The organism is Microbacterium sp. MPR-TSA4 (assembly GCF_058792815.1).
Map to the genome: position 1 here is coordinate 1 of NZ_JBXAFF010000015.1, position 26,619 is coordinate 26,619.

Sequence of the window (26,619 nt, forward strand, 5' to 3'; positions counted from 1 at the left end):
ACCCCGCGGCGCCCCCTCAGGCCGCCCCGTCTCCCGTCACCGCTGCGGGCGCGCCCGCGCCGGCACCCGCGCCGGCTCACGGCGCCGCCCCGACCTACGGCGCCGCCCCGACCTATGGCACCGCACCCGGGTATCCGGGCGCGGCGGCACCCGCCGCGTCGCCGTCACGCGCCCTCGGCACGATCGCGCTCATCGTCGCGATCGTCGCCGTCGTCCTCGCGACGGTGCTGAGCACCGTCACCGCGTTCGCCGCCGCCAGCGGGGCGGTCGCGCACGCGGGAGTGTCTTCGACCGCGGCGCTGGAGAACCTCTCCGACGACCAGGTGCTGGCACTGCTCAGCCCCGTGCGCGGCCTCGTGCTCTGGGCCGAGATCGGCTTCTGGGCGGGGACCGTCCTGGGCCTGTGGGCCCTCGTGCAGGGCATCGTCGCGATCACGACGCGGCGCGGGCGCGGGCAGGGCATCGCCGCCGTCATCGTGGCCGCGGCTGGCCCGATCCTCTACGGCGTCGCCGTCACGGCCGCGGTCATCGTCGGTATCGTCGCCGCGACGCCCGTGTACTACTGAGCCGCCCCGGTCCGAGAACGGACGCTCGGCCTCGCCCGCGAGGTCAGGAGCGCGGTGCGTGGTGCTTCTGCTGCGCCGCGAGGAGGCCGTCCTCGACGAGCAGCTCCACCGCGTCGGCGGCGTCGGAGACGAGCACCGGCAGCGCGGCGCGCTCCGCGCTCGAGAACGGGTCGAGCACCCAGTCCGCGGGATCCTGTCTGCCGGGCGGGCGACCGATCCCCACCCGCACCCGCGGGAAGTCCGGCGTGCCGAGAGCCTTCGCGACGTCGCGGATGCCGTTGTGACCGCCGTGACCGCCCCCCGTCTTCAGCTTCACGGTGTCGAAGGGGATGTCGAGCTCGTCGTGGACGAGGACGATCCGCTCCGCCGGGATGTCGTAGAACCGTGCCAGCTGGGAGACGGGACCGCCGGAGACGTTCATGAAGGAGTTCGGCGCCGCGAGCACGAGCTTCGCGCCGCCGGGGCGCAGCCAGGTCTCCGCGACCCGGGCCTGGGCCTTGTGCGCGCGCAGCGTCTCGGACCGGCGGGCGGCGAGCTCCGCGATCACCATCTGCCCGACGTTGTGCCGGGTGCTCTCGTACCGTGCGCCGGGGTTTCCCAGGCCGACCACGAGCCAGGTCTCGGGCATGTCCTCTCCTCCACTGATCGCGGGACGACGAAGCCCGCCCCACCAGTATCGGTGGCGGCGGGCTCCGGTCATGACGCGTCGATTACTCGGCGGCCTCTTCCGACTGCTCCTCGGCGACGGCCTCGTCGGCCGCCTCGATCTCGTCGGCCTCGGCGTTGGTCGCAGCCGGCACCGAGATGGCGACGATGAGCGTCTCCGGCTCGGTCACCAGCGACGCGCCCGCGGGCAGCTTCAGGTCGGCGGCGGTGATGTGGGTGCCGTCCTCGAGTCCCTCGACGTCGACCTCGACGTTCTCGGGGATGTGGGTGGCCTCGACCTCGAGCGACACCGTCGCGTTGTCGAGGTTGACGATCGTGCCCGCGAAGGGCTCGCCCAGCACGACGACGGGAACGTCGACCTGGACCTTCTCGCCCTTCTTCACGACGAGCAGGTCGATGTGCTCGATGATCTGGTGCACGGGGTCCTTCTGGACGTCCTTGACCAGCGTGAGCTGCTGCGTGCCGTTCACGTCGAGCTCGAGCACCGCGTTGGCGCGGCGGATGAGCAGCGCGACCTGGTGGCCGGGAAGGGCGACGTGCACCGGGTCGGTGCCGTGGCCGTAGATGACGGCGGGGATCTGGCCGGCGGCGCGCAGGCGGCGGGCGAAGCCCTTGCCGAAGTTCTCGCGAAGCTCGGCGATGACCTTGGTGTCGGTCTCGGTCGACATGATGGATTCTCCTTGCGGGCTGTGGCGCCCTGGTCTGGGTCTGGGTCTCGACTCGAACGTGTGCACGTGAGGAGAGCCCGCCCGGACTGTCGTCCGAGTCGCGTGGGCCCGCAACACCGCGTCGATCACGGATGCCGGTGCGAGTACGCGCGGCATCCCTCGCCGAGGGAGGACATCAGTCTATCAGCGACCCCGCTAGCATGGAGACGGTGCCCGGATCGGGCCCTCTCGCGCGGCCGCGGCCCCGCTCACCCGTCTCTCACTCCGGAGGAACCCATGGACTACGGCTGGATGTCGCACGCACTCCTGTGGATCATCGGACTCATGTCGGTGGGGGCGACGGTCGCCGTCATCGGGGCCCTCTTCACACTCGGCCGCTCCGGCTACCGCAAGGACTGATCCGGTACCGCCGCGCCGCGCCTCCGCCCGGGGCGGCGCATCTCACCGCGCCGTGAGCAGATCGGCGACCCGATCGACCACGGCCTGCAGATCGGTGCCCGCCGCCAGGCGGAAGCCCGCCTCGTCCTGGGTGAGGGGCTCGCCGACGCTCTGGCGGCCGACCAGTTCGACGAAGACGACGTCGCGCACGCGCGCGCGCACGGCGTCTCGGGCGACGCGGGTGAGGGGGCCCGTCGTCACCACGACCGCAGGCGCCTCCACGAGGACGAGTCGAAGCGCATCCAGCCAGATCTCGGCATCCGACGCCGCCGGCGTCGGTTCCCCGCGCCGACGCCGCCGGCGCGCGGGCGGCCGTAACTCGTCGCCGTCGATGTAGCGGGCACGCAGGCGCGCGGCGAGCGCTGCTCCGGTGAGCTCGACCGCGGCATCCGTCGACCCCATCAGTACGATCCGCGCCATCTCGACCTCCGTTCGGCATCCCGCGGCCCGCCGCCCCGTGCCCCCGACGCGCCTCGATTCGAGCGTATCGGGGCGACGGCCGGTGCACGCTCCCCCGCCGGGGCGCGTCGGCCGGCTACGGGTGCGGCGCCGCGTCCAGCAGCCCGCGGGCGCGGCCGGCCACCTCGATGATGCCCCCGACGTTGTCGACGGCGACGCCGTCCTCGTCGGCCTCCAGATGCTCGAGGGTCGCGAGCTGCGACTCCAGCAGCGCCACCGGCATGAAGTGCTGACGCGACCGCATGCGCCGATCCAGCTCCGCCCGCGACACCCGCAGCTCCACGAAACGGACGTCGGGAGCGGCGGCGCGGATGCGGTCGCGGTAGCGACGGGCCAGAGCGGAGCAGGCGATCACCAGTCCCGGCGACGCGGCCAGCCGCGCGCCCACGACATCGAGCCACGGCATCCGGTCGTCGTCGTCGAGGGGCACGCCCGACTCCATCTTGGCGACGTTCGCCGGCGGGTGCAGATCGTCGGCGTCCACGAAATCGACGCCGAAATCGACGGCCAGGGCGGCGCCGACGGCGGTCTTGCCCGACCCGCTCGGCCCCATGACCACGATCCGCGCTGCGCGGTGCACCATCGTCATCCCTCCGTCGCCCCGGCGCCTGTGAAGGCGACGACGACCTTCGCGCTCACAGCCGATCGGCGGGCGGTCTCGAACGCGGCGACCGCCTCGCACGGCGAGAACTCGTGCGTGATCACACTCTCGACGGCGGGCTGCGCGTCCAGCAGCCCGATCGCCTCCTCCATCTCGTCCAGGAAGCGGAACGCCCCGCGCAGCGTCGCCTCCTTCGCCACGAGCGGGGCGAGGTTCACGGGGCGGGGCTCGTTCGGCAGCATCCCGATCTGCACGACCGTGCCGCGTCGGCGCACCGCCGCGATCGCCGTGCTCACCGCGGCGGCAGCCCCGGAGCACTCCAGGACCACGTCGTAGGCGTCATCGGGGATCGCATCGACGCCGACCCGCCAGACGCGATCCGCACCGACCGCGCTCGCGCGCTCCAGCGCCTCGGGGAGGAGATCCGACACCTCGACGCTCGCGGCCCCGCGGGCACGGGCCGCCACCGCCGCCAGCAGGCCGATCGGCCCCGCGCCGCACACCAGCACGCGCGCGCCGGTCAGCTCCCCCGCCCGGGAGGCCCCGTGGAGCGCCACGGCCAAGGGTTCGGCCAGAACCGCGCGACGCACGGGAAGCGTGTCCGGGAGCGGGCGCACCATCGACGCCTCGACAGTGACGTACGCGGCCATCGCCCCCTGGGTGTGCGGCGTCGTCGAGGCGCTGCCCAGGTACGAGCCGCCGGGCCAGAGATGCGGCGCCTCCGCGAGCGCGGGGCTGCGCTGCCCGAAGCGCGCGGGATGGACCGTCACCGGCGCCCCCTCGGCCAGCACCCCCGACGGGTCGTGGGCGACCCAGCCCGACACCTCGTGCCCGGGAACGAGCGGCTCGGTCACGACGAACGCGCCGTTCGCGCCGTCGAAGTAGTAGTGCAGGTCCGATCCGCAGATCCCGACGTACCCCACGCGCAGCAGCACCTGTCCGGGCGCGCAGGCGGGCAGCGGCCGGTCCTCGACCGTCAGCGCCTCGCGCCCGCTGATGACAACAGCATCCATCGTTCTCTTCTCTCGATCACACGACCGCGGTCATGCCGCCGTCGACGAACAGGTTCTGCCCGCTCACGAAGTCGCTCGCCGCGGAGGCCAGGAACACGAGCGGACCGCGCAGCTCCGACACCCGACCCCAGCGCCCCGCCGGCGTGCGCTGCGACACCCAGGCCGTGAACTCGGCGTCGGCCACGAGCGCCGCGTTCATCTCGGTCGCGAAATAGCCCGGCGACAGCGTGTTGACCTGGATGCCGTGGCCGGCGAGGTCGGCGGCCATGCCCCGGGTGAGCTGGGCGATCCCGCCCTTGCTGGCCGAGTACGGGGCGATCGTCCGCCGGGCCAGGGCCGACTGCACGGAGGCGATGTTGATGATCTTGCCCGAGCCGCGCGCGATCATGCCGGGAGCCACGAAACGCGAGACGTAGAACGCGCTCGAGAGGTTCGTGGCGATCACGTCGTCCCAGTCCGACACCGAGAACTCGGCGAACGGGGCGCGGCGCTGGATGCCGGCGTTGTTGACCAGGATGTCGGGGACGCCGACGCGCGCCGTCAGCTCGGCGATCGCCGCTTCGACGGCCGCGGCATCCGTCACGTCGAAGACGACCGTCTCCGCGCGCGCGCCGGTCCGCTCGGCCAGCAGGTCGGCGCTGGCGTCGACCGTCGCGCGATCGCGGCCGTGCACCACGACCCGCGCCCCGGCATCGGCCAGGCCTGCGGCGAGACTCTGGCCGAGGCCGCGCGACGACCCGGTGACGAGGGCGAGCCGGCCGGTGAGGTCGAAGAGCTCAGACAAGGGACACCGCCCCGAAGATCACGAGGACGAAGGCGAAGCCGACGACCGATTCCAGCGCCTGCTGCACGGTCCAGGTCTTCAGCGTCGTCTTCACGTCCATGCCCATCAGCCTCCCGACGAGCCAGAAGCCCGAGTCGTTGACGTGGCCGGCGAAGACCGATCCGGCGGCCGTCGCCAGGACGACGCAGGCGACCTGCAGGGGGCTGAAGCCGGCGGCGAGGACCGCGGGCGAGACCAGGCCCGCGGCCGTGACCAGGGCCACCGTCGCCGAGCCCTGGGCGACGCGCAGGACGACCGCGATGAGGTAGGCGGCGAAGATGACCGGGATGCCGATCGAGGCGAGCGAGTCGGACAGCGCGGTGCCGATGCCGGAGGCCCGCAGCACACCGCCGAACATGCCGCCGGCGCCGGTGATGAGCACGACCGAGCAGATGGGCCCGAGGGCGGAGTCGACGATCTTCTCGAGCGCCGTCCCGTGCACACCCCGGCGGGTGCCGAGCACGAACAGGGCGACGAGCACGGAGATGAGCAGGGCGATCTGGCTGGTGCCGATCAGGCGCAGCGCCTGCACCCAGACGAGCGTGCCGTCCACGACCCCGGCGGACACGAGCGCCGACATGCCCGTGTTGAGCAGGATCAGCACGAGCGGGATCGCGAGCACCCCGATCACGGTGCCGGCCTTGGGCGGGTTGGTCGGCTCGACGTCGCGGCCGCCGAAGAGGTCGACGATCGCCAGCGGGATGCGCTTGTCGGTGAACTTCGCCCACAGGTAGCCGGTGAGGTACCACGTCGGCAGCGCGACGACGAGACCGATGAGGAGGACGAGCCCGAGATTCGCTCCGTACGTCTCACTGGCCGTGATGGGCCCCGGGTGCGGCGGCACGAAGACGTGCATGACCGAGAACGCGGCGGCGGCACTGATGCCGTAGAGCAGCATGTGCTTGCCGCCGATGCGTCGTCCGACGGCGAAGATCACCGGGAGCATCACGATGAGTCCCGCGTCGAAGAACATCGGGAATCCCATGATGAGCGAGGCCACGCCGAGGGCGAACGCGGCCCGTTTCTCACCGAAGACGGACACCATCTTCTCGGCCAGCACGCGCGCACCGCCCGACGTCTCCACGAGCGCGCCCAGCATGGCGCCGAGACCCACGAGCAGCGCCACGGCGCCGACGGTGCCGCTGAAGCTGTCGATGAGCACCTTGCCCACGCTGTCGATCGGGATGCCGGTGACGAGCGCCGTGAGCAGCGAGACGAGCACGAGCACGAGGAAGGCGTGCATCCTCGCTCCGATGATGAGGACGAGGATCAGGGCGATCGCGCCGGCCGCGATGAGCAGCAAGGGCACGGCGCCCAGGGTCTGTGTCCAGTCTTGCATGGGGCTTCTCCGATGAATCGTCCATGCGCCGGGGTCGTTCCCGGCGGCGTCACCACGCTGACACAAAAGTAGTACTTATTGCAACCCATTGATCATACTTTTTCCCGGCGACCCCTCCTCCGCGGCGCACCCGCACCGGTAGCGTGGGCCGGGACAGAAGGACACCGATGCCCCCCACGACCCCGACCGCGTCGCACGCGCACATCGTCGAGACCCTCGGCCGCCGTATCGCCGGCGGCGAGCTCAGCCCCGGCACCGGCATGACCGTCGCGGCGCTGGAGCAGGAGTTCGCGGCCTCCCGCACCGTCGTGCGGGAAGCGGTCCGCGTGCTCGAGGCCCACGGGTTCCTGCGCTCCCGACGCCGGGTCGGTCTGGTCGTGCGCCCACGGGAGGAATGGGACAGTCTCGATGCGAACGTCATCGAGTGGAGCCTCGACGGCCCGCGCCGCCGCGACGTGCTGGTCGAGCTGACCGAGCTGCGCATCGCCGTGGAGCCGATCGCCGCCCGGGTGGCGGCGGAGCGCGGCAGCGATGCCGACCGCGCGCGGCTCCTGGAGCTGGCCGTGCGGTTGAGCGAGCTCGGCGCCGAGGGACTCGGAGACTCCGACGAGTACCTCGAGGTCGACATCGCCTACCACTCGCTGCTGCTGCAGGCCGGCGGCAATCCGCTGTTCGGCAAGCTCAGCGCGCCGATCGCCGAGATCCTGCGCGGACGCGCCGTGCGCGGCCTCACCCCCGGCATGCCGCGCGTGGGGACGCTGGAAGCGCACGTGGCGACGGCCCGGGCGATCACCCTCCGCGACGGGGCGACGGCCGAGGCCTCGGCGCGCGAGCACCTCACGCTCGTCTCCCGCGAGGTCGCTCACCTCTGACCGGGACGCCGCCCTCACGCGGTCGGCGTCGTGAGGCGCACCGCGCCCACCACGACGTCCATCCGCTGACCCGGTCTCACCTCACCGGCACTGAACGGCGCCCCCATCATCACGACGTCGCCGGGGCCGAGCGGCGTCCACGACGCCACGTAGGCCAGGCAGTCGCGGATCGGGACCGGCAGGGCCGCGGCATCCGTCTCGGCGATCGCCGCGCCGTCGATCTCGAGACGTAGCGCGACGCGGTCGATGTCGGCCGCGGTGTCGATCCACGGCCCGAGCGGCGTGTAGCCGATGCCCGACTTGGACTCGAAGTTGCGCACGTCCACCCTCGCACGATCGGGACTGGACAGATCGTTCACGGCCGTCACGCCCAGCACATAGCGCTCCGCCGTCTGCGCGGTGAGACCGGCGGTGTCGCGGCCGATCACGACCGCGATCTCGCCTTCCGCGACCGTACGGCCCGCGTCGCGGCGCAGGCGGACCGCGACGCCGGAGGCGACCACCGTGCGGGGGCTCTTCAGCCACGCCTGGACGGGCGCGACGTGATCGGGACCGTTCTGCGCGATGCCGACGAGCACCCCCGGGTCGGCCGGGGCCAGCAGCACGGCGTCCCCTCGCGGCGCGCCGGTGTCGACCGGGAGCGTCCCCGACGCGAAGGCCGCGAACGGCGAGCCGATCGGGACCGGACCGTCGGGACTCCACCGCACATCGACGATCTCCCCTCCGATGCGGGCGCGACCGATCAGCACGGGAACTCCGTCGCGAACTCCCCCGCGGACTCCGCCGCGAACTCCCCCAGGCGCGCGGACCGCGTCACCAGCGGACCGTCCGGATCGTCACGGTCGTGGAAGACACGCCCTCCCCCGACTCGTCGCGCGACACCTTCACGGCGTCGTCCAGGCGCGTGAGGTCTCGCCGCAGGGTCTCCGGGACGAGGAAGGTGGAGGCCGTGGTGATGAGGGCCAGTGTCGCCATGTAGATGCCGAGGAGCACCCAGTTGCCGCCGCTGACGGCGATCAGGTAGGCACCCAGCACGCCGGCCAGGCCGCCCGCGAGCACCGCGGACAGCTCGCGCGCCATCGCGACGCCGAGGTAGCGGTGGCGGTTGCCGAACAGCTCGGGCAGCATCGCGCACTGCGGTCCGAGCATGACGTTCACCCCGAAGCCGATGCCGACGGCGATCACCGCGATGGCGATCGCGTGGTTGCCGAGGGTGAGCAGCCACCAGGCGGGGAAGGCGTACGCGAGCAGGAACAGCGAGCCCATCCGGTAGACGGTGCGCCGTCCCATCCGATCCGACAGGGCGCCCGACAGCGGGACGGTGAAGATGCCGATGAGCGAGCCCAGCGTGACGCCCCAGGTCAGCAGGCTCTTGTCGGCGTTGTGCCCGGCGACGGCGACGAAGAAGGTGAGCGCGAGGGTGTTGAACATGTACGAGCCGCCGTTCTCGGCCATCCGCAGACCGATGCCGACGATCACGCCGGGCAGGCCGTGGCCGAAGATCTCCCGCACCGGACGGTCGTTGATCTGCTCATGCTTCTCCAGCTCGACGAACGTCGGCGTCTCGCGAAGGCGCATGCGGATGAAGAGGGCGACGAGGATGAGGGCGAACGAGCACAGGAACGGGACGCGCCACCCCCACGTGAGCAGCTGGTCATCGGGCAGGAGGGTGATCAGGCTGAAGACCACGGCGGCCAGCAGCGTGCCGGCCTGGATGCCGATGAACGGCAGCGCCGAGAAGAAGCCGCGTCGGCGCACCGGGGCGTACTCCGCCATGAGCACGGTCGCGCCCGCCTGCTCGGCGCCGGCGCCGAAGCCCTGCAGAAGGCGCATGAGCACGAGGAGGGCCGGGGCCCACAGGCCGATCTGCGCATAGGTGGGCAGCAGGCCGATGGCGGTGGAGGCTCCGCCCATCAGGAGGATCGTGATGACGAGGACCCACTTGCGCCCGAGGCGGTCGCCGAGCACGCCGAAGAATAAGCCGCCGAACGGGCGGGCGACGAAGCCGACGCCGAAGGTCGCGAACGCCGCCACCGTCGCCATCGCCGGGTCGTCCTGCGAGAAGAAGAGCACGTTGAAGATCAGCGCGGTCGACAGCCCGTAGAGGGCGAAGTCGAAGTACTCGAGCGCGCTGCCGATGCTGGAGGCCAGCGTGGCCCGGCGAAGGTTCGCCGCGTACTCGGGGTCGTCGGCCGCACTCGCGGTGACGGGGGGTCGAAGCTCTGTCACTGCCATCTCCTTTGATCGGCACGGCTGGGCCGCGTGTGCGATCAGAGTATCAACCCAGTGGACATAGTTCAATATGTTGAACGCGGTCGGCGCGCAGAAAATCGCTTCCCGGGCCGGCGCGAGGTCGTCAGCCGCGACGTGCGGCCGCGCTGAACGGGTTCGTCAGCTGGCGCGCGACGTCACGGAGAGCCGCGGCGACGGCGTCGACATGCTCCGGCGTCGCCTCGGCGACGGGGATGCCGACACCGATCGCGAGCTGCGGGTCGCCCGGCGCCCACCCCTCGAGCGGGACGGCGACGCCCACGATGCCCGGGAACGACTCCTCGGCGTCGAGTGCCCACCCGCGCTCGCGCGCCTCGACGAGCCGGCTCAGCAGCCCCGCCAGGTCGCGCGTCGAGTTCTGCGTCACCGAAGGGAAGACCGCGTCCCGCCCGACGAGGGCCGTCACCTCGGCATCCGTCAGCGTGGAGAGCATCGCCCGCCCCGTCGCACTGAGGGCCGCGGGCAGCCGCGAGCCCAACGGGGTCCCGATGCGCAGCGAGCGCGACCCCTCGTGCCGGGCGATGTAGAGGGCGTCGGCACCGTCGAGGATCGCGATCTGCACGAGCTCGCCGGCGAGCACCGGCGAGGCGTCGCAGATGTCATAGAACTCCCGCACCTGGTTGAACTGCGCGGCGAAGGCGCCGCCCAGCTCGGCGGTGCGCAGTCCGAGGCGGTACCCCTGGGCACCGCGCTCGATCATGCGCGCCGCCTCCAGCGCGAGGCAGAGGTTCGCGGTCGACGATTTCGCCAGCCCCAGCCCCCCGGCGATCTCGGTGAGGTTGAGCGGTCGGCGCGCCTCGGCCAGAAGCTCCAGCAGGCGGATGCTGCGGGTCACGGCGGGCGCAGGGTCGCGTCCGGCGCGGTCATCGAGGTCGTCGCTCATGGTCCTCCTTCGCGCGGAGTCCGCCGGCACGCGCGGACGTCAGTAGAACTCGACCGTATCGACAACCGCGTGCATCGGCGCGCCATCGAGCAGCCGCGTCGCATCCGACGCGAACCGCCGCGCGATGCGCTCCTCCTCGCGACGGCTCAGTGCCGCCGTGTGGGGGCTCACCAGCACGCGCGGGTGCGACCAGAGCGGGGACTCGCGCGGAAGGGGCTCGACCTCGAACACGTCGAGAGCCGCGAAGGCGACCGTGCCGTCATCGAGCGCTGCCAGCAGCGCACGCTCGTCGATGACGCTGCCGCGCCCGACGCTGGCCAGGAGGAGTCCGGGGCGCGCCGCGGCGAAGATGCGCGCGTCGATGAGGTGGTGCGTCTGCTCCGTTCCGGGAAGGGTGACGACGACGGCATCCGCCTGCGCCACCGCGTCGGCGAGCTCGTCGAGCGGCACGAGCCGATCGACGCCGGCGACGGGCTCTCCCGAGCGCGTCGTCCCCCAGACACGCGCACCGAGCGCGTGGAAGCGCTCCGCGCAGGCGGAGCCGATGCCCCCCAGCCCGACGACGAGCACGGTGAGCTCGTCCAGGTGGCGCATCTCCCAGCGCGCCGACGGCCATTCCCGCGCGGCCTGGTCGCGCTGCAGCCGCGGCAGGTCCTTCGCCCCGGCGAGGATGCCGAAGACGGCGAACTCGGCCAGCGCCGCACCGTGGACGCCCGCGGTGGTGCTGAAGACGATCCGCTCCAGCGCCTCGGGCGCCAGCTGCGCCGCGCGCACCTGCGCACCGCCGCCGGCGGCGGTGGTCATCACCCAGCGCAGACGCGGATTGGCGGCGACGGTGCGCGCCAGGGCCGCCGGCTCGACGTCGGGGATGCCGAACAGCGCGTCGGCCGAGTCCACCATGCGCTCGTAGCGCTCCTGCTGGGCCGGCGTGCGCCGGAAGGACGGATCGCCCGACCAGTCGGCCGGCCCGCGCATCGGGGGGACCAGCTCGTGATCGCGCACCAGCTGCACGCGCGGCTCGAGCGCTTCGATGAGGCGGCAGAGCTCCTCCCGCAGCGGCACGGCGGCGACGGCGCGCAACGACGGGGCCGTCGGGGACCCCGCATCGGGGGACGGGGTGATCTCCATCGACGTGTCCGACATGCGTGATCCCTTCATCGGGTGGGCGTGATCACCACTCTATCGCACGTCCACTTTGTTGAACATTGTCCATCCTGTTGGACAGCCGCTATCGTGGCCTCCATGACCCCTTCTCTCGATGACGAGAACGTCCGCCTCGGCGTGATCGGTGTGGGCGCGATGGGAGCGCCGATGGCGCGTCGCCTGCTGCACGCCCGCGGATCCCTGAGCGTGTTCACGCGATCCCCGCGCCCCGACCTCGAGGCCGGCGGTGCCACGCTCGTCGCGACACCGCGCGAGCTCGCGGCCCGCAGCGACGCGATCCTCGTGATGCTCCCCGACCTCCCCGAGCTGGAAGCCGTCCTGGACGGCGAGGACGGGCTGCTCGCCGGCGCGGACGCCCTGCTGCTGATGATCGGCTCGACCTCGTCGCCGACCGGCGTGCGCGCGCTCGCCGAGCGTCTCCATCGGACCAGCGGCGGGGCGATCCGGGTCGTGGACTGTCCCGTCTCCGGCGGGGCGGACGGCGCGGAAGACGGCACCCTGTCCATCATGATCGGCGGCGCCGGCGACGACGCGGCCCGCGCGGCGGCGCTCCTGGCTCCGTGCGGGCGCGCCGTGCATCTCGGGCCGCTGGGCGCCGGCGAGGTCGCCAAGGCGTGCAACCAGCTCGTCGTCGCGGCGACCATCACGGCCCTCGGCGAAGCGACCGAGCTCGCCGCGCGGTCGGGGCTGGATCTGGACGCCCTGTGGGCGCTCCTGTCCGGCGGCTACGCGGGCTCGAACCTCCTCACCAGCCGGCGTCACCGACTGGTCTCCGGCGACGACTCCCCCTCCGGCGCCGCCAAATACATGGTGAAGGATCTCGGCTTCGCCGCCGACGTGGCCGGGGCCACCGGCATCCACCCCGCTCTGCTGCCCGCCCTGCGCGACATCTTCGACGAGATCGTCGCGGAGGGACTCGGCGACCGGGACATCTCGGTGACGCGTCGGCTCACCGCCCGTCGTCATGCTGCGCCGACGACCCCCGCGGCGGACTACGCTGACTTGTGAATCCCCGACTGATCCCTGAGGAGTTCGACGTGCCCGAACAGACCGCTGCCGAGACCACCACGCCCGTGTCGCCCACGGCCAACATCGGAGTCGTCGGGCTCGCGGTGATGGGCTCGAACCTCGCCCGCAACCTCGCCTCGCGCGAGGGCAACACCGTCGCCGTCTTCAACCGGTCGCGTTCCAAGACCGATGAGCTCGTCGCCGAGCATCCCGAAGCCGGCTTCGTGCCCGCCTTCTCCTACGAGGAGTTCGCCGCCAGCCTGCAGAAGCCGCGCACGGCGCTGATCATGGTCAAGGCCGGCGGCCCGACCGATGCGGTCATCGACGAGCTGATGAACGTCTTCGAGCCCGGCGACATCATCATCGACGGCGGCAACGCCCTGTTCACCGACACCATCCGTCGCGAGAAGGCCGTGCGCGAGCGCGGGTTCAACTTCGTCGGCATGGGCGTCTCGGGCGGTGAGGAGGGCGCCCTCCTCGGCCCGTCGCTCATGCCCGGCGGTCCCGACGAGGCGTGGGTCACGCTCGGCCCCATCCTCCGCTCCATCGCGGCGGTCGCCGAGGGCGAGCCGTGCGTCACCCACATCGGTCACGACGGCGCCGGCCACTTCGTGAAGATGGTGCACAACGGCATCGAGTACGCCGACATGCAGCTCATCGCCGAGGCCTACGACCTCATCCGTCGCGCGACCGGCAAGACCCCCGCCGAGATCGCCGACGTGTTCGCGCAGTGGAACACCGGCGAGCTCGAGAGCTACCTCATCGAGATCACGGCCGAGGTGCTGCGCCAGGTGGATGCCGAGACGGGTGCGCCGCTGGTGGATGTCATCCTCGACCAGGCCGGCGCCAAGGGCACCGGCGGCTGGACCGTGCAGACGGCGATCGACCTCGGTGTGCCCGTCTCGGGCATCGCCGAGGCGGTGTTCGCCCGGTCGCTGTCGAGCCACCCCGAGCAGCGCTCGATCTCCGGAGGCCTTCCGGGACCGGACGACGACGGTGCCGCGCCCCTGAGCGGCGCGGAGGCCGATGCGTTCATCGAGCAGGTGCGCCTGGCCCTCTACGCCTCGAAGATCGTCGCCTACTCGCAGGGCTTCGACGAGATCCGCGCCGGCGCCGCGCACTACGACTGGTCGATCGACCTCGGCGCGGTCAGCAAGATCTGGCGCGCCGGCTGCATCATCCGCGCCCAGTTCCTCAACCGCATCGCCGACGCCTACGCCGCCGAGCCCGACCTCGCGGTGCTCCTGACGGCGCCGTACTTCGTCGACGCGCTCACCCGTGCGCAGGATGCCTGGCGCACCATCGTGGCGCGGGCCGCCGCCGCCGGCATCCCGGCGCCGGCGTTCTCGTCGTCGCTCGCGTACTACGACGGCCTGCGCGCACAGCGTCTGCCGGCGGCGCTCATCCAGGGCCAGCGCGACTTCTTCGGAGCGCACACCTACAAGCGCATCGACAAGCCCGGCACCTTCCACACGCTGTGGTCCGGCGACCGCACCGAGGTCGAGGCCGAAGACACCCACTGAGGCGGGCGACGCGGCTGAGCGGGGCGTTTCGACCCGCTGCGCGCGCTCAACGACCGGGACGGCAACCACCGGTCGTTGAGCGCGCGGCGCAGCCGTGAGCCGAAACGCCTAGAGCCAGTCCTTCTTCTTGAAGACCACGTAGAGCCCCGCGCTCACGGCCGCCATCAGCCCGAGGGCGAACGGATACCCCCAGGGCCACGCCAGCTCCGGCATGTGCTGGAAGTTCATGCCGTAGATGCCGGCGACGAGCGTCGGCGCGAAGCCGATCGCCGCCCACGACGAGATCTTCTTGACCTGGTCGTTCTGCTCGATGCTCCGGCGCGTCATCTCGCTCATCTGATCGTTGCGACGCTGGTCGACGAGCGTCGCGTGGATCGTCAGCGCGTTGTCGAGGGTCTCGCGGAACGCCGCGACCCTCGCGTCGATGTACCGGGCCCGGTCGGCGAGCTCGCGGTAGCCGGGTGCCTCGCCGTTCGGCGTCCGAAGGGCGACGTAGTGCTCGAGCCTGTCCATGATGGCCGGCAGCGGCGCCGTCGCGTGTCGCAGGTCGATCACCTCGCGCTGCAGGGCGAAGATGCGCCGGGACACGCCCTCGTCCTCGCCGAACAGCTCCTCCTCGATCTCGTCGATGTCGTGCTCGATGCCGTCCATCACGTCGCGGTAGCCCCGGGTGACGTACTCGAAGGTCCCCCAGAGCACGCCCAGCGGTCCGCGCGCGGCGATGTCGGGATGCTCGTCGAGTAGCGCGCGCAGCCGGTCGACGTCGACCGCGCCGTCGCCGGAGATCACGACGAAGAAGTCGGCGCCCACGAAGAGGTCCACCTCTCGGCACTGCACCGTCTCGGTGGTGTCGTCGTACTGGGAGGGCTGGACGACGACGTACAGGTGGTCGCCGAAGCGCTCCAGCTTCGACCGCTGATGCGTGCGGAGGGCCGTGGCGACGCCGAGGCGCTCCAGGTGGAGCACCTCGGCGAGCTCGTGCACGTCGTCGTCGGTCGGCGCGGTCAGCCCGATCCACAGCATCCCGCCGCGCCGGCGCGCCTCGGCGAGCGCCTCAGCCGGGGAGGCATCGATCGGGTGGGCGATGCCGCCGTCGTAGACGACGCACTGGGGCTGGGCCATGAGAGCCACCCTAGGCCCCGCCCCGGTGCGTCGCGCGTCAGCGGCTGATGTCGCGGACGGTCCCCTTCTCCAGGCGCAGCCGACGGCGTGCGCGCTTCGCGACCGCGGAGTCGTGCGTCACCATGACCAGGGTCAGCCCCTCCGCATTGAGCTGCTCGAGCACCACGAGGATCTCGTCGCGCATGTGCTCGTCGAGATTGCCCGTGGGCTCGTCCGCGAGCAGCACGCGGGGGCGCTTCGCGATGGCGCGCGCGATCGCGACGCGCTGCTGCTGACCGCCGGACAGCTCACCCGGGCGGTGGGCGCCGCGGTCGGACAGCCCCACGTGGGCGAGCGCCTCGGCGACCCGCACGTCGCGCTCGGCCCGGTCGAGTCCGAGCGGTTCGAGGCCCATCGCGACGTTCTCCGCCGCGGTCAGCGTCGGGATGAGGTTGAACGCCTGGAACACGAAGCCGATCTCGTGGGCGCGCAGGCGCTCCAGGTCCGCGCCGGATGCCGAGGCCAGGTCGGTCTCGCCGATGACGACGCTCCCGGTGGTCGGCGTGTCGAGCGCCCCCAGCAGCTGCAGGAGGGTCGACTTCCCGCCCCCGGTCGGGCCCTGGATGGTCACGAACTCGCCGACGGGGATCTCGAGGTCGACGCCCCGGAGCGCCTGGACCTCGCGCCCCTTCTGGCGGTAGGTCTTCGTGACGGCGGTCAGCCGGTAGGCGGGCGCGCCGGCGGGGTCGGCGGCGCTCCCGACGGTCGGGTCGATGAGGGTCATGTCGGAGCTCTCTTCGTTACGGGGGTCGGTGGGGTGGGAGGCGGTGGCGTTCACGAGACGGCTCGCAGTGCCTCGGCGGGGCTCAGGCGGGCCGCGCGCCATCCGCCGAAGGCACCGGCGACGAGGCCGCCGGCCACGGCGAGGCCGAGTGCGAGCGCGATGATCCAGACCGAGAGGGGCGCGTGCAGGACGATGTCGGTGGCGGTCTGTGCGAGCTGACCGAACCCGCCCTGGCCTCCTCCCGGGGCCTGTCCCATGCCGCCGGGGCCTCGCCCGCCCGTCGTCGTCGCGGGCGTGGAGGAGATCGTGGGCGCGATGACGTTGATGATGACCACGCCGATCAAGCCGAGCACGACACCGGCGATACCGCCGATCAGCGCCTGCACCATCGACTCCCCCGCGACCTGGCCGACGACGCGCGAGTTGGACCAGCCGATCGCCTTGAGCGTTCCCAGCTCACGCGTACGACGCGAGATGCCGGAGATCGTGAACAGCACGGCCAGGGCGACGGCGACGGCGAGCACGATGATCGACAGCCACGTCCCGAGGCTCGTGATGAGCGAGCTCGCGCTCGAGAGGGAGCCGGAGACGGTCGAGGCGAGCTCGGACTGCGAGCTCACGGTCGCGTCCGGCAGCACGGCGGCCAGCGCCGTCTGCACGTCGGCGATGCGATCGCTGGAGGTCGCCTGGACGTACACCGTCGACACCACGTCGCCCGCGCCGGACAGCGTCTGGGCCACGTCGAGGGGGATGTAGACGTTCGCCGCCGTGTCGGCCGACGAGGAGGCGGACGCCACGATGCCGACGACCTCGAAGCTCGTGCCGCCGATGTCGATCGTGCCGCCGACGGCGACGTCCGCGGTCGCGGCGTAGGTGGCATCCAGCACCGCGACGTCGGAGCCGGCGTCGCTGGAGTCGAGGGCACGCCCGTCGCTCAGCGAGACCGCCGAGAGCGGTCCGACCGCCGTCGCGGACGGGTCGATGCCGAGCACCGTGAAGGAATCGACGCCGAACGACCCGCCGCCGAAGCCGCCGCCGCCCTGGCCACCCTGGCCGCCCTGCCCCTGCTCGGGCATCGTCCCGGTGCCGTCACCGGTGCCGGCGTCGGAGGGCGCCTGCGGCAGCTCGCCGCTGAAGGTCATGTTCGTCAGACTGAGCGCACCCGTGGCGGCCGACACCCCGTCGACATCCGCCACCGTCTCCAGCACCGAGGCGTCCAGCGTGCTGCGTCCGAAGTCCGTGACCAGTCGCGACTGACTGAGGGTCGTCGTGCCGTCGGTCCCGGTCTGACCGCCGCCCTCACCGAAGTCGAAGCGGCCGCCGCTGCCGGGGCCGCCCGAGCCCGGCTCGGCCTGGGCGCCCGTGACGGTGAGGTCGGTGCCGACGCCGTACACCGACTGCAGCGCTTCGGCCTGCGCGTCCCGGATGCCCGCCGACAGCGCGTTGACCATGATCACCAGTGCGACGGCGACGGCGAGACCGATGGCCACGATCGTCGTCTGCTTCTTCCGGCCGGACAGCTCGCGGCGCAGATATGTCCAATACATCGAGTCCCCTTCTGGCGCCCGCTGCGGTGTGCGCGGCCACGCCGACGCCTCGACGGTAAGAGGGGCGTCGATGTGCCGTCTCGGTCCGGGTTAGGCAGGAGCTATGAGTGCGGGCCGGCGATACACAGCAGGCTCATAGTGCTCGGCATAGGTTCCTCACAGGAGGGGCACGAGAATAAACCCATGACCGCTCTCGCCGCCGCTCCCACCCTCCACCGTCCCGACGGTTCGGCCCTCCGCGTGCTCGTCGTCGACGACGAGCAGATGCTCACCGACCTGCTGTCGATGGCGCTGCGGATGGAGGGCTGGGACGTCCGTACCGCCGGTTCCGGCTACGACGCGCTCTCCCAGGCACGCGAGTTCGACCCCGACGCGATGGTGCTCGACATCATGATGCCCGACCTGGACGGCATGTCGGTGCTGCAGCGGCTGCGGCACGCGGGCAACGACGTGCCCGTGCTCTTCCTCACCGCGAAGGATGCCGTGGCGGACCGCGTCGCGGGCCTCACCGCGGGCGGCGACGACTACGTGACCAAGCCCTTCAGCCTCGAAGAGGTGGTCGCACGTCTGCGCGGCCTCATGCGGCGAGCCGGCACGGCGACCGCCGGCACGGCCGACCCGATCCTCCGGGTGGGCGAGCTGACGCTCAACGAGGACTCGCACGAGGTCATGCGCGGCGACGCGGAGATCGAGCTGACCGCCACGGAGTTCGAGCTCCTGCGCTTCCTCATGCGCAACCAGCGGCGCGTCGTGTCGAAGGCGCAGATCCTCGACCGCGTCTGGAACTACGACTTCGGCGGTCGCTCGTCGGTCGTCGAGCTCTACATCTCCTACCTCCGCAAGAAGATCGACGCCGGACGCGAGCCGCTCATCCACACGGTCCGCGGCGTCGGCTACATGATCAAAGCCCCTCAGTGAGCGCCACGACCCCCTCATCCCCCGGGCGTCACGTGCGCCGGCGCTGGAGCCTGCAGACCCGCCTGATCACGGCCGTCGTCGGCATGGTGACCCTCATCCTCGCGATGATCGGCCTGGCCACGAGCGCGCTGCTCGGCAACATCCTGTCCGGTCAGCTCGACACCCAGGTGCGCGACGCCGCCGGCAGCGTGAGTGCGCAGCTGGTCGGTCCGCACTCCGACTACGGCTCGGTCGAGACGGCGCTGAGCGTCCTCCAGGACGCCCGCGTGCGCACCCCCGGCGTCCTGCTGGTCGTGCGCTCCCCCACTGCCCTCGACGGCGCCTACCTCGACGGCAACACCGTCAACCAGCTCACCGACGCCCAGGTGCAGCAGATCGTGACCGCCTTCGACACCTCTCCCGCGACGACCGCCACCGTCGACGACCTCGGCGCCTACCGGCTGTTCACCACCCGCGCCGGCAACAACTACGTCATCGCCGTCGGGCTGCCGCTGTCGTCCATCAGCTCGACGATCGCCCAGATCCTCACGACCGTCGCCCTGGTCACGACGGGCGGCCTGCTCCTGCTGGCGGCGGTCATCGCGATCGTGATCCGACACTCGCTGCGACCGCTGCGCGCCGTCGCGGCGACCGCCACCCGGGTGGCGGCCCAGCGACTGGACTCGGGCGACGTGACCATCACGGAGCGCGTCCCGGCGACCGAGGCCGATGCGAGCGACGAGATCGGTCGGGTCGGCGCGGCGTTGAACTCGCTGCTCGATCACGTCGACGTCTCGCTCACCGCGCGCCAGCGCAACGAGGAGCGCATGCGCGCCTTCGTCGCCGACGCGAGCCATGAGCTGCGCACCCCGCTCGCCGCCATCCGCGGGTACTCCGAGCTGTCGCTGCGCTCTCTGCGGACGGTCCAGGCGGCCGGCGACGCCGCGACCGCGACGCAGGTCGCCGTCAGCGCCGAACAGTCGGAGCACAGCCTGGAGCGCATCCAGTCGGCGTCTCTGCGGATGACGGCCCTGGTCGAGGATCTCCTGCTGCTCGCGCGCCTGGACGAGGGCAAGGAGCTCGTCTACGGCGCGGTCGATCTGACACGTGTCGTGCTGGACGGCGTCGCCGACGCGCAGGTGGCCGGTCCCGAGCACCAGTGGCAGCTCGATGCCACGGAGGAACCCGTGGTCGTCGCCGGCGACGCCATGCGCCTGCACCAGGTGATCGCGAACCTCCTGACCAACGCGCGCGTCCACACCCCCGCCGGCACCACCGTCACCGCATCCATCGCGCTCGTCGACGGCGAGGCCGTCGTGCAGGTCGCCGACGACGGCCCTGGCATCGCCCCGGAGATCGCGGGAGAGCTGTTCGAGAGGTTCTCGCGCGCCGACACCTCACGCGCCCGGCAGACGGGCGGGACGGGGCTGGGACTCTCGATCGCGCAGGCGATCGTGACGGCCCATCACGGCACGATCACGGTCGACAGCGTGCCGGGCCGGACGGTGTTCGAGGTGCGCCTGCCGGCGCGGCCCGCCACCCCCGGGGCGGAGGGCGCCTCGACCGCCGTCGACGCCGCCTGACGGCGACATCCGCGAGCGGCGGCCGGCATCCCGGTTCGCCTCCTCACGGTCACGACTGGTTGACTTAGTGCGTGGATCTCGAGCGGTGCCGTGCGGCTGATGTCGAGGCGCTGACGGCCTTCCTCACAGCGGTGGACCTCACGCTGAGCGGACTGGACGCACCGAGCGTGCGATTGTGGCTCGAACGCGACGGGACGGGTGCGATCGTCGGCAGCGTCGGCTACGAGATCAGCGGCGACGGCCGTCATGCACTGATCCGCAGCGTCGCCGTCGGCCCGACGCGGCGTTCCCGTGGTCGCGGCACCGCGCTGGCGCGCTTCGCGCTCGAGCGTGCCGTCGCGGAGGGCGCCCGGAGGGCGTGGCTCTTCAGCCGCCGGTCGGGCCCGTTCTGGCAGAGCCTGGGCTTCGAGCCGGCCGACCGCGACGAGCTCGTCGCGACGTTCGCGGACACCCATCAGGTGCGTATGTTCCAGCAGACCGGACGGCTGAGCCGAGAGGTCGCCTGGTCGCGCCCGCTCGCCGCGGGCTGACCCGCGCGCGGGCGGCTCACGATCCCGCCCGAGACGGGGCGGCCGGGTCGCGGCCGGGGCTCAGTAGCCGGAGAAGGCGTCCGTCGTCAGGGAGCGCGCCTTCTCGAGCGCGGGCGCGAGATCGGCGATGAGACGCGGCGGCCCCGAGATGTAGGCATGCCGCGCAGCGAGGTCGGGAACCACCTCGAGCAGGCCGTCGGCGTCGAGTCGGACGCCGCGTGCCCAGCGCCAGTGCGGCGGCAGGGTGGAGGGCTCGTTGCGCGTGAAGACGATCACGGGGATGCCGGCATCCTCAAGGTCGCTGCGGAACGCGAGCTCCTCGGCATCCGAGGCGACGTAGACGAAGACGACGTCGCGGTCCTCGCCGGACAGGCGCAGGTGACGCAGCTGGGACACGAACGGCGTCACGCCGATGCCCGCGGCGACCATCAGGACGGGGGCGGACGGCCGCGCCGGCAGGACGAAATCGCCCCAGACGCCGGTGACGGCGAGCCTCTGGCCGGGCTCGACGAGGGCGAGCGCCTTCTTGTAGCTGGACTGCGATCCCTCCCGCAGTGCGATGCGCACCTCCGGGAGCTCTTCGGGGGCGGAGACGATGCTGAACTCCCGCCGCGTGCCGCGCGCGTCGGGGCGCGGGTGCGGCACCTCGAGCTCGAGGTACTGCCCCGACACGAAGCGGAAGCGCCGCTCGGCACGGAACGAGAGCTCGCGCACCGTCGGGGTCAGCGCCACGCGGTCCTGGAACGTGAGGCGGACGGCCGTGCGGGCGGCGAAGGCGAACGCGAGGAGGTTGCCGATGAGCAGCGCGCGCTCCTGGCCGAGGCTGACGTCGCCGATGTCGATGGGCCAGCCGGCCAGCACGCCCACGAGCGCCGCCACGGCGAACTGCTGCCAGCGACGGGGCGGGAGGGTGAGCGGCTCGGACAGCATGAAGGCGCCGAGGAACAGGAACGGCGACGACCACAGGATGTTCCAGAAGACGGTGCCGGTGTCGAGGGCGAGTCCCGCCTGCTGATACTGCACCGATGTGCGCACGAACGCGACCGCGACCGCGATCAGCAGGAACAGCGTGATGATGCGCACCTTCTCGGTGCGCACGAGCACCACCAGCCCGAGCAGGATCACCGGGCCGGCGAGGAACGGGGATCCCACCCACCAGGCCGAGGCGCCGAGGTCCGGAAGCCAGACGCTGAGGATCGTGAGGACGGTGGCGCCGACGGCGGCCGGGTTGAAGATGTGTCGCCCCTGCCACACCAGCAGGTACTTGGATGCCGAGGCCACCACGCCCGCCACGACGACGCCCACGAGTCCCAGCGGCTCGACGGTGGGCCGGAGCACGAACAGCAGGATGAGCGCGGTGATGAGGGAGGACTCCCAGCGCCAGTCCTTGCCGAGGAAGCGGTGCGCGACGGCATCCGTGCCCGCACACGCCAGCGCGAGGACGGCGACGGTGGCCAGCAGCTCCCACGGCGACGGCCCCACCGCGCCGAACAACGACAGCACGAACGAGATCGCCGCGAGCACCGCGAGGGCGAGCACGACCAGTCGGTACATGGAGACGCGGCCGAGCACCGCGAGGGTGCGGTTCCAGGCGGCGGTCAGCGAGGTCATCACAGGAACAACTCTGCCTTACTGTCGGGCGACCACTCCACGCGGCCGTCGGTGGTCATGCGGACCCACGCGACGCCGTGGGCATGGGCGAAACGCGGTCCGCCGTCGAAGAAGAGCGCGGTCGCCGCGGCATCCGCGGTCATCGCGTCGGGCGCCACCGCCCACGTGGCGGCGATCGTCCGCACCGGCTCCCCCGTGCGGGCGTCCAGGACGTGGTGCAGGCCGCCGCCGTCCGCGCCCGGCCACGCGCGGCGCTGCGTCGCCGACGCGCACAGGGCCGCATCCGTCACCTGCCACACGCCGATCGCACGCGCCGCGTCGAAGGGATGCTCCAGTGCGATGGTCTCGCTGCCGCGGAGGGCGATGTCGCCGCCCGCGTCGACCGTGACGTCTCCGTCGGTGCGGGGGGCGAGGGTCGCGAGCACCAGATCGACCAGGCGTCCCTTCCCGAGCGCCCCGACGTCGATCGTGGCGGCCTCCCGCAGCGTCAGGGTCCCGTCGGTCCACGTCAGCAGTTCCCGCCAGCGTGCCGGCGCCGACTGCGCGCCGCGATCGACGAGGCCGTAGCGGGCGTCGTAGCCGCGGCGCGCGAGCGCGTCGCCCACGAGGGGGTTGACCGCCCCTTCGGTGGACTCGCTGAGCGCGCCGTACAGCTCGAGCATCGCGGCGGCGTCGGCGGGAGCCGGGATCGCGCCGGGCTCCGACGCGAGGGGCGCGATCCGCGCATCCGGACGGAACCGGGACCATGTCCGGTCGAAGTCGTCGATGAGCGCGCTCACCGCGGTGCGGAGAGCCGGTGCGAGCGGCGCCGACGTGTCGATCCGCCACCGCGTGCCGATCGCCTCGAACTCCCACCGGGCCCGCTCGAGCATGTCGCCTCCGCGCGGCGGCGTCGCCGTCACGCCTTCGCTTCGGACTTGATCTCCGCGATGGCCGTGTTGAACCCGCCGCTCGTGAGCGACGATCCCGCGACGCGCGACACCGAGATCTCGTCGATGTTCTTGCCGACGACCTCGCTGCTGATCCCGCCGATGAACTGGCTCTGGTACTGCTCCGACTCGCGCTTGGTGGGGTTGCCCGACACCTCGACGCTCGTGATGACGTCGTCGGCCAGGGTGACGGTGACCGAGATGGTCTCGACGGACTCGGGGGTCGAGTAGGAGCCGTCCGCGGTGTACGTGCCGTCCTTGTAGACGCTGGTGGACGCGGTCGACTCGGCCGCGGCGGTCGACGAGGGCGTCGCGGATGCCGTGGCGGCGGTCGTGTTCTCCGGCGTGGAGCTGGCCGTCGCGTCGGCCGTCGTCGTGGCCGAGCAGCCCGCGAGGGCGACCATGCCGAGGACGGACGCGGCGGCGGCGCCGGCGCGGACGGAACGGGGTACGGCGGTGGTGCGGATCATGATGGTCCTCCTTCTGTCGTGCCCTGCCGCTTCAGATGCACGGGGGCGCATCGCGGTGGCAGTTCCACGGTAGCGGGGGCCGGGTTGGCGTCTGCCAGGCGTTGCCTATGCATTCGCATTGAAAGACGCGCGCGCTCAGCGCACCGCCGCGACGTCCGGGCCCGACCGACGTCGCAGCGCCTTGAGCCCTTCCACCGCGAAGAACACCGCGACCGACATGCCGACCGGGAGGATCCAGCCCACCGCATCCAGGGGTTCGGAGCCGAACAGCCCGTTGAGGAACGGCAGGTAGGTGTACAGCACCTGGAGCACGATGAGAGCGAGCGCCGACCACCAGATGACCGGGTTGCCGCGCAGGACGTCCACCGTGAGGCTCGATCGCCCGAGGAAGCGGCAGTTGAGCAGGAACGCCAGCTGACCGAACGCGAGCATCGCGACGGCCTCCGTGCGCGCGACGTCGACGTCCGAGCCGCGCGCAAGCGAGAGGGCGAACACCGCGAGCGTCGCGCCGCCGATCAGCAGCGACACCGAGAGCACGAAACCGAGCTCTCGGGCCGACACGATGGATCCGCCCGTGGCGCGCGGCGGACGGGTCATGATCCCGCGCTCGGCCGGCTCGTAGGCGAGCGCGAGCGACAGGGTGACGGCGGTCACCATGTTCACCCACAGCACCTGGACGGGTGTCAGCGGGAGGGTCAGGCCGAACAGCACGGCGACGAGGATCACCAGCGACTGCGCGCCGTTGGTCGGCAGCAGGAAGACGACCGACTTGCGGAGGTTGTCGTAGATGCGCCGTCCCTCGGCGATGGCGCTGCGGATCGTCGCGAAGTTGTCGTCGGCCAGGACGATCTCGGCGGCCTCCTTCGTCGCCTCGGTGCCCTTGATGCCCATCGCGATGCCGACGTCGGCACGGGTGAGCGCGGGAGCGTCGTTGACGCCGTCGCCGGTCATCGCGACGACCTCGCCGTGCGACTGCAGGGCGCGGACGATACGGATCTTGTGCTCGGGACTGGTGCGGGCGAACACGTCGACCCCGCGCACGACGCCCTTCAGCTGCTCCTGGCTGAGCGCCTCCAGCTCGGCGCCGGTCAGCACCGGGGCCTCCTCGTCGGCGACCAGACCCATCTCGCGGCTGATCGCACGGGCGGTGCCGGCGTGGTCACCGGTGATCATCTTCACGCGGATGCCGGCGGCATGGCAGTCGGCGATGGCGGCGATGGCCTCGGGAGGCGGCGGGTCGACGATGCCCCACAGCCCGAGGAGCTCCAGGTCCTGGAGGTCGTCGACCTCGACAGTGGTGGCGCGGGTGGGCTTGCGTGCGGCGGCGAGCACGCGCAGGCCCTGCCCGCTGAGCTCGTCGACCGCCCGCTCCCAGAAGCCGCGGTCGAGCGGCTCCGAGCCGTCGGGCCCGCGCTGGGTCAGCGCGCGGTCCAGGAGGCGGTCGGGCGCGCCCTTGACCAGGATCGCGCGCGAGCCGTCGGCGCTCTCGTTGAGGGTCGCCATGAACTTGTGGGCCGAGTCGAAGGGCACGACGCCGATACGGCGCGTGCCGGCGGTGTCCGCTCCCCCCTTCATCGCGACGACCTTCAGCGCGCCCTCGGTGGGCTCTCCGATCAGCGCCCAGCCGGCGGCGCCGGCCCGCTCGGCATCCGCTCCCGCGGAGACGCGCTCGAGGGACGCGTCGTTGCACAGGTCGGCGACGGCGAGGAGGGCCGCGAGATCGGCGCCGCCGGCCGGCGCGATGTCGCCGGCGGGGTCGTAGCCGAGGCCGGACACCTCGTAGCGAGCGACGGGCGTGACGATCGTGCGGACGGTCATCTCGTTCTTGGTGAGCGTGCCGGTCTTGTCGGAGCACACGGTGGTCACCGACCCGAGGGCCTCCACCGCGGGGAGCTTGCGCGTGATCGCGTGGCGCCGCGCCATCTGCTGCACGCCGATCGCCAGCGTGATGGTGACGAGGGCGGGCAGGCCCTCGGGGATCGCGGCGACGGCGAAGCCGATGGTCGCCGACACCAGCTCGGGCAGCGGCATCTGGTGGAGGTAGCGGCCGATGACCATCATCGTCAGCGCCATGCCGAGGATCACCAGCGTGAGCTTGCGGCCGAAGGCGTTCAGCTGGGTCGTGAGCGGCGTGTCGAGCGATCCGGCGTCGCCGACGAGCGCCTGGATCTTGCCGATCTCGGTGGACGAGCCCGTGCCCGTCACGATGCCGAGGCCCTGTCCGGCCGTCACGATGGTCCCGGAGAAGGCCATCGATGAGCGGTCGCCCACGCCGGCGTCGCCGGCGACGGGGGCGCGGTCCTTCGACGACGACACCGACTCGCCGGTCAGCGCCGCCTCGTCGATCCGCAGCTGGGTCGCCTCCGCCAGCCGGACGTCGGCGGGGACCTTGTCGCCCGGCATGAGTCGCACGAGATCGCCCGGCACGAGATCGGCCGCCGGCACCGTCGCCCACCGGCCGTCGCGACGCACGGTCGCGTCGGACGAGAGCATGCCGCGGATGCCCGCCAAGGCCTTCTCGGCGCGCCCCTCCTGCACGTAGCCGATGACGGCGTTGATGATCGCGACCGCCATGATCACCCAGAAGTCCAGCCAGTCGCCCATCACCGCCTTGATGGCGGCGGCGGCGAGCAGGATGTAGATGAGGGTGTCATTGAAATGCGACAGGAAACGGAGCCACGCGGGGGTCCGCTGGGGCTCGGGCAGGAGGTTCGGCCCGACGACGTCGAGTCGCGACGTCGCTTCGGACGTGGTCAGGCCGGCGTCGTCGACGCGCAGCGCGCGCCGCACCTCGTCGACCTCACGTGCGTGCGGGCCTGCGACGGTGAACTCGGCGTCGACGGTGGGAAGGGTCATAGCGCGATCCTAGAAGG

The 26,619-nt window shown here is 72.0% G+C and carries 25 protein-coding genes; 7 read left to right on the forward strand and 18 right to left on the reverse strand.

Features of this window, described 5'->3' with window-relative positions; genetic code table 11:
- Positions 1 to 566, forward strand: a 566-nt coding sequence (locus AC1Q49_RS08235; RefSeq protein ID WP_492491536.1) for a hypothetical protein, incomplete at its 5' end; no start/stop codon positions are given.
- A 43-nt stretch (positions 567 to 609) separates the two neighbouring features.
- On the opposite strand, the gene pth is transcribed toward AC1Q49_RS08235, so the two are convergent.
- The 7 genes from pth to AC1Q49_RS08270 form a co-directional block, all read right to left on the reverse strand.
- The gene (gene pth / locus AC1Q49_RS08240; protein WP_060959811.1) at positions 610 to 1,194 is read right to left on the reverse strand and encodes an aminoacyl-tRNA hydrolase; all 585 of its coding nucleotides are present in this window, start codon (positions 1,192 to 1,194) and stop codon (positions 610 to 612) included.
- An 82-nt stretch (positions 1,195 to 1,276) separates the two neighbouring features.
- A complete protein-coding gene (locus AC1Q49_RS08245; protein WP_060959812.1) occupies positions 1,277 to 1,900 on the reverse strand; it encodes a 50S ribosomal protein L25/general stress protein Ctc in 624 nt (207 codons plus the stop codon).
- 441 nt (positions 1,901 to 2,341) lie between these two features.
- Positions 2,342 to 2,758: a shikimate kinase gene (locus AC1Q49_RS08250; RefSeq protein ID WP_492491539.1), complete on the reverse strand. Its 417-nt coding sequence runs from the start codon at positions 2,756 to 2,758 to the stop codon at positions 2,342 to 2,344.
- Positions 2,759 to 2,873: 115 nt separating this feature from the next.
- Entirely contained in the window at positions 2,874 to 3,380 is a 507-nt protein-coding gene (locus AC1Q49_RS08255) for a gluconokinase (RefSeq protein WP_101306014.1), read from the reverse strand.
- Between the two features lie 2 nt (positions 3,381 to 3,382).
- Entirely contained in the window at positions 3,383 to 4,411 is a 1,029-nt protein-coding gene (locus AC1Q49_RS08260) for a zinc-binding dehydrogenase (RefSeq protein ID WP_492491541.1), read from the reverse strand.
- 16 nt (positions 4,412 to 4,427) lie between these two features.
- Positions 4,428 to 5,195: an SDR family oxidoreductase gene (locus AC1Q49_RS08265; RefSeq protein ID WP_060959816.1), complete on the reverse strand. Its 768-nt coding sequence runs from the start codon at positions 5,193 to 5,195 to the stop codon at positions 4,428 to 4,430.
- Complete coding sequence (locus tag AC1Q49_RS08270) at positions 5,188 to 6,573, reverse strand: GntP family permease (RefSeq protein ID WP_060959817.1); 1,386 nt, start codon at positions 6,571 to 6,573, stop codon at positions 5,188 to 5,190. Before AC1Q49_RS08270 ends, AC1Q49_RS08265 begins: the two co-directional genes overlap by 8 nt.
- 167 nt (positions 6,574 to 6,740) lie before the next feature.
- Between AC1Q49_RS08270 and AC1Q49_RS08275 the strand changes: the two genes are divergently transcribed.
- Positions 6,741 to 7,445: a FadR/GntR family transcriptional regulator gene (locus tag AC1Q49_RS08275; RefSeq protein ID WP_060959818.1), complete on the forward strand. Its 705-nt coding sequence runs from the start codon at positions 6,741 to 6,743 to the stop codon at positions 7,443 to 7,445.
- Between the two features lie 14 nt (positions 7,446 to 7,459).
- Here AC1Q49_RS08275 and AC1Q49_RS08280 read toward each other — a convergent pair whose 3' ends face one another.
- The 4 genes from AC1Q49_RS08280 to AC1Q49_RS08295 form a co-directional block, all read right to left on the reverse strand.
- Positions 7,460 to 8,194, reverse strand: a complete 735-nt coding sequence (locus tag AC1Q49_RS08280) for a fumarylacetoacetate hydrolase family protein (protein ID WP_492491544.1) — start codon at positions 8,192 to 8,194, stop codon at positions 7,460 to 7,462.
- A 64-nt stretch (positions 8,195 to 8,258) separates the two neighbouring features.
- The gene (locus AC1Q49_RS08285) at positions 8,259 to 9,680 is read right to left on the reverse strand and encodes an MFS transporter (RefSeq protein ID WP_060959820.1); all 1,422 of its coding nucleotides are present in this window, start codon (positions 9,678 to 9,680) and stop codon (positions 8,259 to 8,261) included.
- Positions 9,681 to 9,801: 121 nt separating this feature from the next.
- Positions 9,802 to 10,599, reverse strand: a complete 798-nt coding sequence (locus tag AC1Q49_RS08290) for an IclR family transcriptional regulator (RefSeq protein ID WP_492491547.1) — start codon at positions 10,597 to 10,599, stop codon at positions 9,802 to 9,804.
- A gap of 39 nt (positions 10,600 to 10,638) precedes the next feature.
- A complete protein-coding gene (locus tag AC1Q49_RS08295) occupies positions 10,639 to 11,742 on the reverse strand; it encodes a D-2-hydroxyacid dehydrogenase (RefSeq protein ID WP_492491549.1) in 1,104 nt (367 codons plus the stop codon).
- 99 nt (positions 11,743 to 11,841) lie between these two features.
- On the opposite strand from AC1Q49_RS08295, the gene AC1Q49_RS08300 reads away from it, so the two are divergent.
- Entirely contained in the window at positions 11,842 to 12,771 is a 930-nt protein-coding gene (locus AC1Q49_RS08300) for an NAD(P)-dependent oxidoreductase (protein ID WP_492491551.1), read from the forward strand.
- 29 nt (positions 12,772 to 12,800) lie between these two features.
- The gene (gnd, locus tag AC1Q49_RS08305) at positions 12,801 to 14,294 is read left to right on the forward strand and encodes an NADP-dependent phosphogluconate dehydrogenase (RefSeq protein WP_060959848.1); all 1,494 of its coding nucleotides are present in this window, start codon (positions 12,801 to 12,803) and stop codon (positions 14,292 to 14,294) included.
- A gap of 108 nt (positions 14,295 to 14,402) precedes the next feature.
- Here the strand turns inward: gnd and AC1Q49_RS08310 are convergent, their stop codons facing one another.
- The 3 genes from AC1Q49_RS08310 to AC1Q49_RS08320 are packed head-to-tail and all read right to left on the reverse strand — an operon-like array spanning position 14,403 to position 17,726.
- Positions 14,403 to 15,416 carry a magnesium and cobalt transport protein CorA gene (locus AC1Q49_RS08310; RefSeq protein ID WP_101306010.1) on the reverse strand — a complete coding sequence of 338 codons (1,014 nt, stop codon included), beginning with the start codon at positions 15,414 to 15,416 and terminating at the stop codon, positions 14,403 to 14,405.
- Between the two features lie 37 nt (positions 15,417 to 15,453).
- Entirely contained in the window at positions 15,454 to 16,179 is a 726-nt protein-coding gene (locus AC1Q49_RS08315) for an ABC transporter ATP-binding protein (RefSeq protein WP_492491554.1), read from the reverse strand.
- A gap of 50 nt (positions 16,180 to 16,229) precedes the next feature.
- A complete protein-coding gene (locus AC1Q49_RS08320) occupies positions 16,230 to 17,726 on the reverse strand; it encodes an ABC transporter permease (RefSeq protein WP_492491556.1) in 1,497 nt (498 codons plus the stop codon).
- A 183-nt stretch (positions 17,727 to 17,909) separates the two neighbouring features.
- Between AC1Q49_RS08320 and AC1Q49_RS08325 the strand changes: the two genes are divergently transcribed.
- The 3 genes from AC1Q49_RS08325 to AC1Q49_RS08335 all read left to right on the forward strand — a co-directional run bounded on the left by AC1Q49_RS08325 (position 17,910) and on the right by AC1Q49_RS08335 (position 20,736).
- Positions 17,910 to 18,644 (forward strand): response regulator transcription factor, encoded by a 735-nt coding sequence (locus AC1Q49_RS08325; protein WP_060959825.1) that lies wholly within the window; start codon positions 17,910 to 17,912, stop codon positions 18,642 to 18,644.
- Positions 18,645 to 18,727: 83 nt separating this feature from the next.
- Positions 18,728 to 20,206 carry a sensor histidine kinase gene (locus AC1Q49_RS08330; RefSeq protein ID WP_191009669.1) on the forward strand — a complete coding sequence of 493 codons (1,479 nt, stop codon included), beginning with the start codon at positions 18,728 to 18,730 and terminating at the stop codon, positions 20,204 to 20,206.
- A 71-nt stretch (positions 20,207 to 20,277) separates the two neighbouring features.
- The gene (locus AC1Q49_RS08335) at positions 20,278 to 20,736 is read left to right on the forward strand and encodes a GNAT family N-acetyltransferase (RefSeq protein WP_191008334.1); all 459 of its coding nucleotides are present in this window, start codon (positions 20,278 to 20,280) and stop codon (positions 20,734 to 20,736) included.
- A 60-nt stretch (positions 20,737 to 20,796) separates the two neighbouring features.
- Here the strand turns inward: AC1Q49_RS08335 and AC1Q49_RS08340 are convergent, their stop codons facing one another.
- From AC1Q49_RS08340 to AC1Q49_RS08355, 4 genes are all read right to left on the reverse strand, one after another.
- A complete protein-coding gene (locus tag AC1Q49_RS08340) occupies positions 20,797 to 22,347 on the reverse strand; it encodes an FAD-dependent oxidoreductase (RefSeq protein ID WP_060959828.1) in 1,551 nt (516 codons plus the stop codon).
- On the reverse strand, positions 22,347 to 23,219 hold the full coding sequence (locus AC1Q49_RS08345) for an FAD:protein FMN transferase (protein ID WP_492491559.1): 873 nt from the start codon (positions 23,217 to 23,219) through the stop codon (positions 22,347 to 22,349). Before AC1Q49_RS08345 ends, AC1Q49_RS08340 begins: the two co-directional genes overlap by 1 nt.
- Before the next feature lie 26 nt (positions 23,220 to 23,245).
- Positions 23,246 to 23,746, reverse strand: a complete 501-nt coding sequence (locus AC1Q49_RS08350) for an FMN-binding protein (RefSeq protein WP_492491560.1) — start codon at positions 23,744 to 23,746, stop codon at positions 23,246 to 23,248.
- Positions 23,747 to 23,881: 135 nt separating this feature from the next.
- Positions 23,882 to 26,602, reverse strand: coding sequence for an HAD-IC family P-type ATPase (locus AC1Q49_RS08355; protein ID WP_492491562.1), 2,721 nt, complete (start codon positions 26,600 to 26,602; stop codon positions 23,882 to 23,884).
- Positions 26,603 to 26,619: the final 17 nt, after the last annotated feature.